The 14264-nt window shown below is 68.6% G+C and carries 11 protein-coding genes; 5 read left to right on the top strand and 6 right to left on the bottom strand.

The window, feature by feature from the left end:
* The 5 genes from VGC18_RS02900 to VGC18_RS02920 form a co-directional block, all read right to left on the bottom strand.
* Positions 1-917, bottom strand: a 917-nt coding sequence (locus VGC18_RS02900; RefSeq protein ID WP_331094038.1) for an ABC transporter transmembrane domain-containing protein, incomplete at its 3' end; no start/stop codon positions are given.
* The gene (gene cydD, locus VGC18_RS02905; RefSeq protein WP_331094041.1) at positions 907-2544 is read right to left on the bottom strand and encodes a thiol reductant ABC exporter subunit CydD; all 1638 of its coding nucleotides are present in this window, start codon (positions 2542-2544) and stop codon (positions 907-909) included. The genes cydD and VGC18_RS02900, both read right to left, overlap by 11 nt.
* A 7-nt stretch (positions 2545-2551) precedes the next feature.
* The gene (cydB, locus tag VGC18_RS02910; RefSeq protein WP_331094043.1) at positions 2552-3565 is read right to left on the bottom strand and encodes a cytochrome d ubiquinol oxidase subunit II; all 1014 of its coding nucleotides are present in this window, start codon (positions 3563-3565) and stop codon (positions 2552-2554) included.
* A 9-nt stretch (positions 3566-3574) separates the two neighbouring features.
* Positions 3575-4987, bottom strand: a complete 1413-nt coding sequence (locus VGC18_RS02915; protein ID WP_331094045.1) for a cytochrome ubiquinol oxidase subunit I — start codon at positions 4985-4987, stop codon at positions 3575-3577.
* The gene (locus tag VGC18_RS02920; protein WP_331094048.1) at positions 4984-5925 is read right to left on the bottom strand and encodes a universal stress protein; all 942 of its coding nucleotides are present in this window, start codon (positions 5923-5925) and stop codon (positions 4984-4986) included. The genes VGC18_RS02915 and VGC18_RS02920 overlap by 4 nt, the downstream gene beginning before the upstream one ends.
* 175 nt (positions 5926-6100) lie before the next feature.
* Between VGC18_RS02920 and VGC18_RS02925 the strand changes: the two genes are divergently transcribed.
* The 4 genes from VGC18_RS02925 to VGC18_RS02940 all read left to right on the top strand — a co-directional run bounded on the left by VGC18_RS02925 (position 6101) and on the right by VGC18_RS02940 (position 12636).
* A complete protein-coding gene (locus tag VGC18_RS02925; protein ID WP_331094050.1) occupies positions 6101-7834 on the top strand; it encodes a GAF domain-containing sensor histidine kinase in 1734 nt (577 codons plus the stop codon).
* Positions 7831-8469: a response regulator transcription factor gene (locus tag VGC18_RS02930; protein WP_331094052.1), complete on the top strand. Its 639-nt coding sequence runs from the start codon at positions 7831-7833 to the stop codon at positions 8467-8469. The genes VGC18_RS02925 and VGC18_RS02930 overlap by 4 nt, the downstream gene beginning before the upstream one ends.
* Positions 8470-8758: 289 nt before the next feature.
* Entirely contained in the window at positions 8759-11056 is a 2298-nt protein-coding gene (locus VGC18_RS02935) for a glycosyltransferase family 2 protein (protein WP_331094053.1), read from the top strand.
* On the top strand, positions 11053-12636 hold the full coding sequence (locus VGC18_RS02940; RefSeq protein ID WP_331094055.1) for a chitinase: 1584 nt from the start codon (positions 11053-11055) through the stop codon (positions 12634-12636). The genes VGC18_RS02935 and VGC18_RS02940 overlap by 4 nt, the downstream gene beginning before the upstream one ends.
* On the opposite strand, the gene VGC18_RS02945 is transcribed toward VGC18_RS02940, so the two are convergent.
* The gene (locus VGC18_RS02945) at positions 12611-12814 is read right to left on the bottom strand and encodes a hypothetical protein (RefSeq protein WP_331094057.1); all 204 of its coding nucleotides are present in this window, start codon (positions 12812-12814) and stop codon (positions 12611-12613) included. The two genes, VGC18_RS02940 and VGC18_RS02945, sit on opposite strands and share 26 nt — an antisense overlap.
* Positions 12815-12902: 88 nt before the next feature.
* Here VGC18_RS02945 and VGC18_RS02950 point away from each other — a divergent pair.
* A partial coding sequence (locus tag VGC18_RS02950; protein WP_331094059.1) for an HNH endonuclease occupies positions 12903-14264 on the top strand: 1362 nt, incomplete at its 3' end.

Raw genomic sequence — 14264 nt, forward strand, 5'->3', positions numbered from 1 at the left:
GACCTCACCTCGCGCCAGACGCCGAGGGCGAGCGGAGCCGACGCGATCGCCTCGAAGACGCCGAGCGGGATGAGGGCGACAACCGTCAGCGCCGGGCCGCTCAGCCGGCCGCCGAGGGCCGGCACCCCGACGACGAGCGCCCCGACCACGGCTGCCGAGGAGAGGAGGGACAGGATGGCGGTGCTCGCGCCGGCGCCCATCGTGCGTCGCAGGCTCGCCGAGCGCAGCCGGGCGTCGGCGGCCTCGAGCGCCTCCAGCCGCTCCGGCAGCACGCCATAGGCGAGGAAGACGTCGAGGTTGGTCACGAACTCGAGGAGCCGCTCGGTGAGTGCTCCGCGAAGCGGCGCGATCGCCCGTTCCGCCCGCGCCGCCAGCACCGACTGGGTCAGCGCGGAGAGCAGGAAGGCGCAAACCAGGGCGACCGCCAGGATGAGGCCGGCCGCCGGCAGCAGGATGGCCGCGCCGATCACGCTCAGCAGTCCGGTCAGGCCGGCGATGACCAGGGGCTGCACGACCCGCAGCGGAAGGTTCTGCAGTTCGTCGACGTCGTTGACGAGCCGGGTGAGCAGGTCTCCGCGCCCGGTGCTCCCCAGCCCGTCGGGGGCGAGCGGGATGAGGCGGCGGTAGATGCCGACCCGGAGCCCGGAGAGCTGCCGGAGGGCCGCGTTGTGGCTGACGATCCGGTCGGTGTAGCGGAACGCCGCCCGGCCGAGCGCGAACGCCCTGACCCCGACGATCGCGGCATTGAGGAACAGGATGGGCGGATGCTCGGATGCCCTGGTGATCAGCCAGGCCGAGGTCGCGAGCAGTGCGATCGCGCTCAGCGAGGACAGCAGTCCGAAGAAGAGACCGGGGGCGAAGAGGGCGAAACGGGGCTGGGCGAGCCGAAGCACCTCCCTGGTGCGATCATTCCGCATGGCTCGCCTCCCTCACGAGGATCACGTCGTCCGCCGCGTCGAGCACGGCGGGACGGTGGCTGGCCACGAGCACCGTCCGGCCCTCCTCGGCCAGCTGCCGCAGACCGTCGAGCAGCGCCGCCTCCGATCGGCGGTCGAGCGCCGCGCTCGGCTCATCGAGCAGAAGGACGGGACAGTTGCGGTCCAGGGCGCGGTAGATGGCGCGGGCGATCGAGAGGCGCTCCGCCTGACCGCCGGAGAAGCCGGTCCCGGTGATCGAGACCGGCTGCTGGGGGAGGAGCTCGTCGATCGCCGCGAGGCGCAGCGCCCTGGCCAGGTGGGCGGCGTCCGGATGCGTGGCGCCGAGGGCGACGTTGCTCGCAACGGTGCCCTCGATCAGTCGGGCGCCCTGGCCAGCCCAGGCGATGAGCTCGAGGCGTCCGGGCCCCGAGGCGGCGCCGCCGATCGTGATGGTCCCCTCGTGCGGGACGAATCCGAGCGCGGCGGCGAACAGCGAGGACTTCCCCACGCCGCTCGGACCGCTCAGGGCGGTCAGCCGCCCCGGGGCCGCCTCCGCCGAGAAGGCCTCGACGGCCACCCGGTCGTCGTAGCGGATCGTGATCTCGTCGAAGCGGATGCCCGCGGGGGCGGGGACCGTCGTCGCCGGCGCATCCGTGCGGGCCGGGCCGGCGGCATCCGCATCGTCCAGGATCTCGAACACGCCCTCTGCGGCGGCGATGCCGTCGGCGGCGGCGTGATAGTTGGCGCCGACCTGGCGAACGGGGAGGAAGGCCTCCGGCGCGAGCAGCAGCACAAAGAGGCCGACGCCGAGGCCCAGATGGCCGTCGACGAGGCGGAGCCCGATCGAGACGGCGACGAGGGCCACCGAGAGGCTGCCGATCAGCTCGAGCGCGAAGCCGCTGAGGAACGACATCCGGAGCACCTTCATCGTCTCGAGTCGATAATCCTCGGTGACGCCGGCGATCCGATCGATCTGGCGGTTCTGCCTGCCGAAGATCTTGAGGGTCGCGAGCCCCTCGACCACGTCGAGGAACCGGCTCGACAGCCGGGAGAGCACGATCCACTGCTGGCGCTGGACCGTCTGCGTGGCCAGGCCGATGAGGATCATGAAGATCGGGATGAGCGGGAGGGTGACGACGACGATGATCCCGCTGGTCACGTCCTGGGCGAACATGACCACGACGATGACGGGCGTGGCGATCGCGGTGAGGATCAGCTGGGGAAGGAACAGCGAGAAATAGCCGTCCAGGGACTCGAGTGCTGGACCGGCGGTGGACACGACGTCGACCTTGTTCCGCGGCGCGAGCCATCCGGGTCCCAGGCGGGCGAGGCCCTCCACCAGTCGCCTGCGCAGCTGGCTCTTGACCCGCGCGGCGCCCCGCGAGGAGGCGACCTCCATCAGCCAGATCATCACCGCGCGCAGCAGGCCGACGGTGCCGAGGGCGACGACCTGGCCCATCAGCCGGTCGAGCGGTTCTCCGGCGATGGCGCCGACGACGATCTGGGACAGCAGCCAGCTGAAGGCGACGATGCAGCCGGTGCGGATCAGGCCGAGCAGGCTGCCGAGGGCGAGGAAGGCCCTGGAGGCGGAGGCGTAGCGCAGCAGCCGCGGGTCGAGGGGGCGCACCGCGCGGTCAGCTCACTGGCAGGGTGGCGTCTACCGGGATCGAGGTGCGGCTGATGCGTTTGCGGAAGATCCAGTAGGTCCACACCTGGTACGCGACGACCAGAGGAAGGAACGCCAGGGCCACCCAGCTCATCACGGTGAGGGTGTACGGCGTGCTCGAGGCGTTGGCGATGGTGAGGCTGTTGGCCGGATCGGTCGCCGGCATCACGTTCGGGAACAGGGCGGCGAACAGGTCGACCACCGCGAAGGCGATGGTGAGCGCCATGAGCAGGAAGGCGAGGCCCGACCGGGAGCGGAGGTTCGCCAGCACGGAGCCGATGAGGAGCACGGCCGCGACGGCGGCAAGCAGCCAGGAGAGCGCGCTGCCGTTCGCCAGGTTGGTCCAGAGCAGGAAGGCCGCCGCCACGACGACGGTGAGGATGCCGGAGCGGATGGCCAGCGCCCTGGCCCTGATTCTCAGATCGCCGTCCGTCTTCAGGGTGATGAAGACGACGCCGTGGGTGAAGAAGAGCAGCAGGGTCGTGAGGCCGCCGAGCAGCGCGTAGGGGTTCAGCAGGTCGAAGAGGGTGCCGGTGTAGTTGTGGCCGGAGTCGAGCGCGACGCCCTGGACGATGTTGGCGAACGCGACGCCCCAGAGCAGGGCGGGCACGACCGAGCCGACGACGATCATCCGGTCGAAGGACTTCTTCCACTGGGATTCCGGCCGGTGATGGCGGTACTCGAACGAGACACCGCGCAGGATGAGTGCGAGCAGGATCAGCAGGAGGGCGAGGTAGAACCCGCTGAAGAGCGTCGCATACCACTCGGGGAAAGCGGCGAACAGCGAGGCGCCGGCGACGATGAGCCAGGTCTCGTTGAGATCCCAGACCGGACCGATGGAGTTGATCATCATGCGACGGTCGACGTCGTCGCGGCCGAGGAACGGCAGCGCCATTCCCACCCCGAAGTCGAAGCCGTCCAGCACGAAGTAGCCGACGAACAGGAAGGCAACGATTCCGAACCACAGCTGGGGGAGATCCATCATTTGCTCCTAATACACCGTGACGGTCTCGGCGGGGCGGCCGGACTCTTCGTCGAGGGCCGGCGCATCATCCGGCCCCTTCTGGGCCGCACGTTTGAGTAGGCGGAACTCCACGACCGCGAGGGTCCCGTAGATCGCCGTGAACGCGAGGATCGATATGAGCACGTCGAGTCCGGTGACGTTGGGCGAGACCGCGTCCTTCGTCTTCAGCAGACTGAACACGATCCAGGGTTGTCGGCCCATCTCGGTGAAGATCCAGCCGACGATCATGGCGGCGAGCGGGAGCGGGAAGGCCCAGACGGCGACGCGCCACATCCAGGTGTGCCGCGGGGAGCGACCCTTGCGGGTCACCCACAGGCCGATGATCGAGATGATGACGGCGAGCATGCCGAGACCGATCATCCAGCGGAACGCCCAGTAGGTGATCCAGATGATCGGGGTGTAGTCCCCAGGGCCGTAGAGGGTCTGGTACTGCGCCTGCAGGTCGTTGATGCCCTCGACCGTTCCGTTGAGGGTGTGGGTCGACAGGAACGACAGCAGGTACGGGATGCGGATGGAGAACAGCTCGTTCACCCCGTCGGGCGTGCCGAGGGTGAAGATCGAGAAGGAGGCGTCCGCGCCCGTCGAGGTCTTGTAGAGCGCCTCAGCCGCGGCCATCTTCATCGGCTGGGTGGAGACCATGGCCAGTCCCAGCTGGTCTCCCGTGAGCACGGTCAGGATGCCGGAGCCGACCATCGTCCAGAGCCCGAACTTGAGCGCCGGACGCATCGTGTCCTGATGCTGGTTGCGAGAGAGGTGCCAGGCGGCGATGCAGATCACCAGGGCGGCCGACACCATGAACGAGGCGACGATCGTGTGCGGGAACGCCGCGAGGGCGACCTTGTTGGTGAGCACGGCCCAGATGTCGGTCAGCTCTGCTCGACCACGCGCCTTGTCGATGGTGTAGCCGACCGGGTTCTGCATGAAGGCGTTGGCCGCCAGGATGAAGAACGCGGAGATGATGGTCCCCGCCGCCGTGAGCCAGATGGTCGCCAGGTGCGCGCGCCTCGAGATCTTGTCCCAGCCGAAGATCCACAGGCCGATGAAGGTCGCCTCGAGGAAGAAGGCGAGCAGGCCCTCCATCGCCAGCGGTGCGCCGAAGACGTCACCGACGAACCGCGAGTAGGTCGACCAGTTCATGCCGAACTGGAACTCCTGCACGATGCCGGTCACGACGCCCATCGCGAAGTTGATCAGGAAGATCTTGCCGAAGAACTGGGTGAGCTGCAGGTACTTCGGCTTGGCGGTGCGGAACCACGCGGTCTGGAAGACGGCGGTGGTGGTCGCCATCCCGATGGTGATCGGGATGAACAGGAAGTGGTAGATCGTCGTGAGCCCGAATTGCCACTGGGACAGGACCAGAGGACTCAGGATACCGTTCACGCGTTGCTCCCGTTTTGGCTCACATCCGAGGTGGCAGAGAGAGTCAGGTCATTGTCGGCTGGTGAGGCGGAAGGGGATTGTGACCCCTTCGATTCGCCGTGGACCACGATGGTCGGTCCGCCGAGATTCACCAGTACATCATGACTCACCGGACCGAGTGCTGATTGCGCGATGCCATGTCGCCGGGAGCTTCCCACGACCAGCAGATCGGCGGCGACGGATGCGTCGAGGAGGGCCTCCGCCGGGGTGCGGCGCATGCTGCGGCTGCGCACCGCGGTCTCCGGGCTGATCTCCTTGACGATCTCCAGCGCCGTGGCCATCATCCGCTCGACCGCCGCGTGGACGTGGGCCTCGTGGTCGAAGGCGAGATCCTCGCTCTCCGCGTGCAGCGATGGCAGTCGCCATCCCCGCACCAGGGTGAGATCCTGGCCGGTGCGCCCGGCCTCCGCGGCGGCGAATCGCACCGCGGCCCAGCCGGCGGCCGAGTCGTCGACCCCGACGACGATCCCGCGACGCGAGCTCGCCGACAGCTCAGGGACGATCGCGACGGGGGAGTGGGCGGCGGCGGCCAGTTGCAGGCTGCGCGAGCCGAAGGCCTTCCCGCGCAGGAATCCGGTCTTGTGCGTTCCGACCACGAGCAGTCCGGCATCCGCGGAGGCCTCGGCCAGCTCGATCATCGGGTCGCCCCACAACAGGCGGGTTCCGATGGTGATGGAGGGGTCGAGAGAGCGGGCGAATTCGACCTCGCCCTCGACCAGTTGCGTCGCCGCGCCGTGGACCTCCTGAAGCATGTCCTGGCTGACGGCGCCCCACTCGTCGTCGACGACATGGATCAGGTGTAGAGTGCTGCCGGTGGTCGCCGCACGTCTGATGGCCCAGGCCACGGCGGCGCGGCTGGGCAAGGATCCGTCGATTCCGACAAAAATGCTAAGTTTCATATGAGTGGCTCCTCGTCGCGCCCCCTAAGTTTCTCGGTTCCGAAGTCGGCAAAACAGGGCCGTAAGTCCCAACAGGTCGTCGCTGCGTGCGGTGCTCACGGGATTCGATGGGGATTCGGTCGATAAACTCGCTGGTGTACCCGTTCGGACCTTTTCGAGCGGGTTGGTGAACCGCATGAGCCAAGGGAAAACGGTGTCGAAAGACGACGACTTCTTGACCTTTCCGGATGCTCCACGTGGAGAGCTGGACAGGGCGCTCAGCGATCTGGTCGAGCGGGCCGGCGAGGTGCTGGCCACTCAGGGCCGTCTTCGTGCCCTGCTACGGGCGAACCAGGCGGTGGTCGAACAGCTCGAGCTGTCCGTCGTGCTGAGACGGATCGTGGAATCCGCCGTCGAGCTGGTCGGCGCCCAGTACGGCGCGCTCGGCGTCATCGCGCCGAACGGCGGCCTGGAGCAGTTCATCACGGTCGGGATGGATGCCCACGCGGTCGCGGGCATGGCGCATCCGCCGGAGGGACACGGCCTGCTCGGCGCGCTCATCGACGATCCCCGCCCGATCCGCCTCAAGCACCTCACGGACGATTCCCGCTCCGCCGGCTTTCCCGCGAACCATCCGGCGATGGACAGCTTTCTCGGCGTGCCCGTGCGCGTGCGCGACGAGGTGTACGGAAACCTCTACCTGAGCAACCAGCTCTCGGGCGGCTTCAGCGCCGACGACGAGCAGCTGGTCACGGCCCTCGCCGCGACGGCGGGTTTCGCCATCGACAACGCCAGGCTGTTCGCCGACACCCAGCGCAGGCAGGCGTGGTCGGCGGCCTCCGCGGAGATCACGGCGGCCCTGCTGTCGACGGAACAGAGCGACTCGATCTCCGTGCTCGTCAGCAAGGTGCTCAGCCTGGCCCAGGCCGATCTGGTCTGCGTGGTCCTGCCAACCGACGACCCCGCCGTGCTCGTCGTGGGCACGGCGAGGGGAGTCGACGAGGACACGATCGAGGGTAGGACGCTCTCCCTGTCCGGATCCATCGCGGGCAGCGTGCTCGAGGGCAGGCAGCCCCGGCTGGTGGACGATGCCGTGCCGAGCGAGATCGTGCTGAGTGGTGGCAGGGAGCTCGGCCCGACGATGGCGGTCCCGCTGATCTCGGCGGGCAACGCCGAGGGTGTCCTGCTGGTCGCCCGGCTTCGCGGTGCCGCCCGGTTCACCACGGCGGACCTGGAGATGGCCGCCGACTTCGCCGGGCAGGCGAGCGTCGCCATGGAGCTCGGGAGGGCACGGGAGACCCAGGAGCGGATGCTGCTGCTGGAGGACCGCGGTCGCATCGCCCGCGACCTTCACGACCACGTGATCCAGCAGCTGTTCGGAACCGGCCTCGAGTTGCAGAGCCTCGCAGGCGCCCTGGCGCCGTCCCCGGCCTCGGAGCGGCTGCTCGCCTCGGTCACGAACCTCGACGTCGCGATCGCGCAGATCCGCACCGCCATCTTCGCGCTGTCCTCCGGCGACGGCGGCGCGCACGACAGCGTGCGACACGCGATCATCGACCTCGCCAACGAGTTGGCGACGACACTCGGCCGCACGCCGAGTGTCGGCTTCTCCGGCCCGGTGGACCTGGTGGTGACCGGCGATCTCGCCGGGGACGTGGTCGCGGTGACCCGCGAGGCGCTGACCAACGCGGCCAAACACGCATCCGCCTCCCACACCTCGGTCTCCCTGTCCGCTTCGGACGGGCTCGTGGTGCTCGAGATCACCGACGACGGCACCGGCGTGGCCAAGCCGGTACGGCGCAGCGGCATCGCCAATCTCGAGGCTCGTGCACTACGTCGTGGCGGAACCTTCGTCTTCGACTCGGGAGAGAATGGAACGCGTGTGCGATGGAGCGTGCCGTTCGACAACATCGAAGAGAGGACTGGATGACTGTGATCCGGGTTTTTCTGCTGGACGATCATGAGATCGTGCGGCGTGGTATCGCTGAAGTGATCAATGCCGAGGCGGACATGGAGGTGATCGGCGAGGCGGCGACCGTCGCGCAGGCGAGGGCCAGGATCGCGGCCACCCGGCCGGACGTCGCCCTGCTGGACGTGCGGCTGCCGGACGGCAGCGGCATCGACGTCTGCCGGGACGTGCGCTCGCAGGACCCGAACATCCGCTGCCTCATGCTCACCGGCTACGACGACGACGAGGCGATCTCCGCCGCCGTGCTCGCGGGCGCCTCCGGATACGTGCTCAAGGATGTCCGGGGCAGCGGTCTGATCGACGCGCTCCGTCAGGTCGCCGCGGGGCGCCTGCTGCTCGACCCCTCGCTCAGCAAGCGGGTCGTGCAGCGGATCCATGCCGAGCGCACCGCCGATCCCCGGCTCGGTTCGCTGAGCGCGCGCGAGGAGCAGATCCTCGCCCTCATCGCCGACGGCATGACGAACCGGCAGATCGGGGCCGAGCTCTCGCTCGCCGAGAAGACGGTCAAGAACTACGTGTCGAGCCTGCTGAGCAAGCTCGGCCTGCAGCGCAGGACCCAGGCGGCCGTGCTGCACCTGGGCCGCCGGGTCGACTGAGGCCCACGACCACTACCCGAACGCCCCCGGCGCTGCCGAGGAGGCGGGTGCGGCCCGACCCTGCCCGGGATTTCCCGGGAGTGGATGCCGTGCCGGGGAATGGGCTGGCAATTCCCGCCGGTTTTGCGCAGGTTTTCCTCAAGGTTCCCGACTGAAAGCGCAAGCTTTCGAAGGATTGCCTCTGTCCGCCTTTTGGGGGACATACAGCCCGGAATCGGAGCTACTGTCAACGAGGGCTTCCCGAAGCACGACCCGAAACGTGCTAGCTCTCGTAAGGACCTGCTGATCCATGACGAACACCACGACTGCGGCACCAGCCCGGAAACGGCAGCTGGGCTCAGAACGGCGGACCGCGCCGCTGCCGACCATTCATGCCCGACCGAGCGACCGCGCCCTCACCATGGGCAGGCTCGCGATCGTCGCGACGATCGTGTTCTGGGCGCTCTACGTCGTCTCGACCATCGTGCGCCAGTTCATGGACAACGGCACGAACTTCCGGTTCACGATGGAGGCGACCTCCTACCTGATCGTCGTCACCTTCCTCAGCTTCTCGGCCCTGATGTACCTCGTGGCCAGGCAGGGCGCGTTGCAGCGGTTCCGCGGCCACGTCCGGGTCCCTCGCGCCGAACTCGACCGCCACTTCGCCGATCACACCGGCTCGATGACCGTTCTCGTGCCGTCCTATGCCGAGGAACCGCAGGTGGTCAGGCAGACGCTGTGGTCCGCCGCTCTGCAGGAGTATCCGGCACTCCGGGTCGTCCTCCTGCTCGACGACCCGCCGTTCCCGACCGATCCGGCGATCGCCGCGCGCCTCGCCGCGACCAGACAGATCACCTCCGACATCGCCGAGGCGATCGCCGTGCCCGCGGCACGCTTCGCCGAGGCCGAGCGGGAGTTCTCGAAGACCCGGTCCGGATGGGCGGACACCGCGGCCGTCTCGACGCTCGCCGACCACTACGCCTGGGCGGCCGCCTGGCTCGACGACATGGCCGGTGCCGAGGAGAACGTGGATCACGTCGACCGCTTCTTCGTCGACGAGGTGCTCGGCGGACTGAGCGGTGAGCTGGAGCTCGTCTCGCAGGCGCTCCGGGCCGCGGCCGACGAGGGCGCGGCGCTGGCCAGCGACCGCATGGCCGAGCTGTATCGGCGCCTCGCCTGGACCTTCCGTGCGGAGCTCACGACCTTCGAGCGCAAGCGGTACGCCTCGCTCTCCCACGAGGCCAACAAGGCGATGAACCTCAACTCCTACATCGGCCTCATGGGTGGCAGCTACCGCTACGAGAGCACCCCGGACGGCACGATCCTGCGCCGGGTCGAGGACCCGCTGTTCGGCGACCTCGACGTCCCGGACACGCGGTACCTGCTCACCCTCGATGCCGACTCGCTGCTGCTGCGCGACTACTGCCTGCGCCTGGTCTATCTGCTCGAGCAGCCCGACAACGCCCGCGTCGCCGTCACCCAGACGCCGTACTCCTCGTTCCGGGGCGCGGGCACCCGCATCGAGCGCCTCGCCGGGGCGACGACCGACCTGCAGCACATCCTGCACCAGGGCATGACCTACTACGGTGCGACCTTCTGGGTCGGGGCGAACGCGGTCATCCGCAAGCGCGCCCTCGAGGACATCGTCGAGGTGGAGACGATCGGCGGATTCGAGATCCGCCGCTACGTCCAGGACCGCACCGTCATCGAGGACACCGAGTCGAGCATCGACCTCGGCACCCACGGCTGGACCCTGGTGAACTATCCGGAACGCCTCAGCTACAGCGCGACCCCTCCGGACTTCGGCTCCCTCATCGTGCAGCGCCGGCGCTGGGCCAACGGCGGTCTGCTGATCCTGCCGAAGCTCTGGCGGCAGCTGTCCGAGCGCAAGCGGAACGGGGAGCGCGTGTCGCGCATCGAGCTGCTGCTGCGCCTCAACTACATGTCGTCGATCGCGTGGGCGAGCTTCGGCCTCGTCTTCCTGCTCGCCTATCCCTACGACTCCCGCCTGCTCAGCCCGCTCGTGCTGTGCGCCGCCCTGCCGTACTTCCTCGCGATGGGCAGCGACCTCCGGTCGACCGGCTACAAGGCATCCGACGTCCTCCGCATCTACGGCTTCAACCTCATCCTGCTGCCCGTGAACCTGGCCGGTGTGCTCAAGTCGCTGCAGCAGGCCATCACCGGCAGGAAGATCCCGTTCGCGCGGACGCCCAAGGTGAAGAACCACACGGCCGCTCCGGTCTGGTACATCGTCGCGCCGTATCTCATCGTCGCCTTCTCGCTCTTCACGCTGTGGCGCGACATCCTCGAGCAGAACTGGGGCAACGCCGCGTTCGCCGTCTTCAACGCGGTGCTCGCCGCCTGGTCGATCCTCTCCCACATCGGCATCCTCAATTCGATCGTGGACGTCTGGGTCGGCGCGACGAGCTGGCTCTTCGTCGAGAGGCCCGTCGTCTCGAAGGAGAGCGAGCCGACCCCCGCGGAGGGCTTCGACTGGCGAGCGGTGCTGTACCACGGGCATCCGGATGCGCCGCTTCCGCGGGCGGAGGAGGAGTTCTCCTCGGTGGCCCACACCATTCCGACCGAGAGCGAGCAGGTCGCCGCATGAGCGTCGTTCCCGGGGCACCGCGCACCCGCAGGAGGCTTTCCCTGCCCCGGCTCGTCGTCGCGGTCGTCGTGACCGCGGGCGTGATCGCCGGTTCCCTACTGGGGGTGCAGTGGATGACCGCGTCCGCCGAGCCCAAGACGCAGGCCTGGTTCGCCGGATACGCCGACGTCACCGCCACCCCCTCCTTCACCTTCGAGTCCCCGACGGCGGCCTCCGGCAAAAACGTTGTGCTCTCCTTCATCGTCTCCACCCCCGGCGACTCCTGTGAGCCCAGCTGGGGCGGCGCATACTCGCTCGAGAATGCCGCGGCATCCCTCGACCTCGATCGGCGCATCGCCCGCCTGCAGCAGAACGGCGGCGATGTGGCCGTCTCGTTCGGCGGTCAGGCGGGCAACGAGCTCGCCACCGAGTGCACGAACGTCAAGAAGCTCGCCGCCGCGTACACGGCCGTCATCGAGCGCTACCGGCTCACCACGATCGACCTCGACGTGGAGGGCGCGAGCCTCACCGACTCCGTCGTCGATCAGCGTCGCGCCGCGGCGCTCGCGCTCGTCCAACACGATCGGCGGTCGGCCGGCAAGGATCTCGCCGTCTGGTTCACTCTTCCGGTGTCGCCGACCGGCCTCGACCAGGACGGCCAGACCGTGGTCCAGGATGCGCTCGCCGCGAAGCTCGACGTCGCCGGCGTCAACGCCATGACCATGGACTACGGCAGCAGCCTGCCGCAGGGGACGAGCGAGCTCGCCGGCACCACTCAGGCGCTCACCGCGACTGAGCGCCAGCTGGGCATCCTGTATCGGCAGTCCGGCACCCATCTGTCCGCCACGACGCTCTGGAGCAAGATCGGCGTGACGCCGATGATCGGTCAGAACGACGTGCGCGCCGAGGTGTTCACCCTTGCCGACGCCAAGGCGCTGAACGCGTTTGTGCTCGACCACGGCATCGGCCGGGTGTCCATGTGGTCGCTCAACCGGGATCGGTCGTGCGGGGCGAACTATGCGACCCTCACCGTGGTCTCCGACGCCTGCAGCGGGGTCGTCCAGAGCCAGGGGAGGTTCGCCCGTCTCCTCAGCTCCACGCTCACCGGGCAGCCCCGATTCTCCGCGGGCACGATCACGACCGCGGAGCCCTCGGATCCCGCGGCCCTGAAGGACGACCCGGCGACCAGCCCGTACGCGATCTGGACGTCGACCGGCTCCTACCTCAAGGGGACCAAGGTCGTCTGGCATCACAACGTGTACCAGGCGAAGTGGTGGACCAGTGGAGACCTTCCCGACAACCCGGTGCTGGACGACACCCAGACCCCCTGGACGCTGATCGGACCGGTGCTGAAGGGCGAGAAGCCCATCCCCGTTCCGACGCTTCCTGCGGGAACCTACCCGAACTGGTCGGACACGACGGCGTACGTCAAGGGCAACCGGGTCCTCTTCGCCGGCGTGCCGTACGAGGCGAAGTGGTGGACGCAGGGCGAGAGCCCGGATGCCTCGGACACCGCATCGTCGGACCCGGATGCCTCGCCCTGGGTTCCGCTGACCAGCGACCAGATCGCTGCGGTCACGGCGGATTCGCCCTCGTCGTAGGGGGGGCTTCCGGTCTGGCGGCCTCTCCTCTCCTCTCCTCTCCTCTCCTCTCCTCTCCTCTTCTCTTCTCTTCTCTTCTCTTCTCTTCTCTTCTCTTCTCTTCTCTTCTCTTCTCTTCTCTTCTCTTCTCTTCTCTTCTCTTCTCTTCTCTTCTCTTCTCTCCTCTCCTCTCCTCCACAGGTCGAACATCCGTCTGCTGTCCACCGTGGTAATGCGCATCTGATCAGCACAAAAGGAATGTCGGTGGCTGCTGGCAGGCTGTGATCATGAACCAGATGGCGGCGAGCATCGAGCAGGCGACGAGCCTGCTCGGGCAGCTCGCGGGTCTCGACCTCGCCGCGCTCGGCGACGAGGATCTCTGCGCCCTCGTCGGCGGCATCGAGCGGGCGGGCCGGTTCGTCGACGCCCTCCGAGCGCTGTCGGCGGCGCAGATCGAGGAGCGCTCGCGCTTCGAGCTCGGCAGCGCCGGCCTCTCCTATCGGCTCGGCGAGCGTCGTGGTGCACACCTCGTGGAGAGGCTGACGAGGGCGTCTCAGGCAGAGGCGGAGCGGCGGATCCGGCTCGGCGCGGCCATCCAGGTGCGGCGCACCCTCGCCGGGCAGCGGCTCGACCCCGTCTACCCGGTGCTCGCCGCGGGAGTCGCCGATGGCGGAGTGGGTGTGGATGCCGCGGCCCAGATCGTCCGCTGCCTCGATCAGGCGAAACAGCGCTGCGCCGACACGGAGCTGATGGACGAGGCCGAGCGCGCCCTGGTCACGGCCGCGACACACGAATCGGCAGACCTCGTCGCCACCCGGGCGCGGGTGTGGCGGGAGGCCCTCGATCCGGACGGCGCGCGACCCAGGGAGGAGGAACTCCGGCAGCGTCGCGGATTTCGTCTCGGCCGGGAGCGCAACGGTCTCACCCCGTTCAGCGGCGCCGCCGATCCCGTGTCCGCCGCACTGCTGCGGGCGGCCTTCGCCGAGTCGACCGCGCCCGACGTCAAACCCCGTTTTCTCGGCGCGGAGGATCTCGCGGCCGGTACCGAGTCGGTCGTCACCGAGACGGGGGAGGTCGTCACGACGGTCCGCGACGTTCGCAGCCGGGAGCAGCGCCAGTTCGACGTGTTCCTGGGACTCGTCACCGCGGGCATCCGCTCGCCGGGAGTCCGTCCGACGACGACCGTCATGGCGACCATTCGACTGCAGGACCTCGAGAGCGGAACCGGCGTCGGCTGGCTCGACGACGTGATCGAGCCGGTCTCCGGTCTGACGGTGAAGGAGCTCGCCTGCGACGCCGGTCTCCGGCCCGTGCTGCTGGGCAACAGCGGCGAGGTTCTGTACGAGGGTCACCTCGAGCGGTTCTTCACCCCCGCGCAGCGCCGAGCGCTCGCGGTTCGCGACGGCGGCTGCGTCTGGGGTTCCTGCGGAGCACCGCCGGGCTGGTGTCACGCCCACCACGTCATCGAGGCGGAACGCGGTGGGCCGACCGACATCGACAACGGGGTGCTGCTCTGCCCCGCCCACCATCACCTGCTGCATGCCTCCGGATTCACCATGACGATGGTCGACGGCAGACCCTGGCTGCTCGCCCCACCGGAGCTCGACCCGGATCAGACCTGGCGGCGGCTCGGCAAGGCCCGGGTCACC

This window comes from Lacisediminihabitans sp. (assembly GCF_036404185.1).
Classification (GTDB): Bacteria; Actinomycetota; Actinomycetes; order Actinomycetales; family Microbacteriaceae; genus Lacisediminihabitans.

Coding starts and splice junctions, on each gene's coding strand:
- VGC18_RS02930 (WP_331094052.1), top strand. CDS start 7,831: ATGACTGTGATCCGGGTTTTTCTGCTGGACGATCATGAGATCGTGCGG.
- cydB (WP_331094043.1), bottom strand. CDS start 3,565: ATGGATCTCCCCCAGCTGTGGTTCGGAATCGTTGCCTTCCTGTTCGTC.
- VGC18_RS02925 (WP_331094050.1), top strand. CDS start 6,101: ATGAGCCAAGGGAAAACGGTGTCGAAAGACGACGACTTCTTGACCTTT.
- VGC18_RS02920 (WP_331094048.1), bottom strand. CDS start 5,925: ATGAAACTTAGCATTTTTGTCGGAATCGACGGATCCTTGCCCAGCCGC.
- VGC18_RS02935 (WP_331094053.1), top strand. CDS start 8,759: ATGACGAACACCACGACTGCGGCACCAGCCCGGAAACGGCAGCTGGGC.
- VGC18_RS02940 (WP_331094055.1), top strand. CDS start 11,053: ATGAGCGTCGTTCCCGGGGCACCGCGCACCCGCAGGAGGCTTTCCCTG.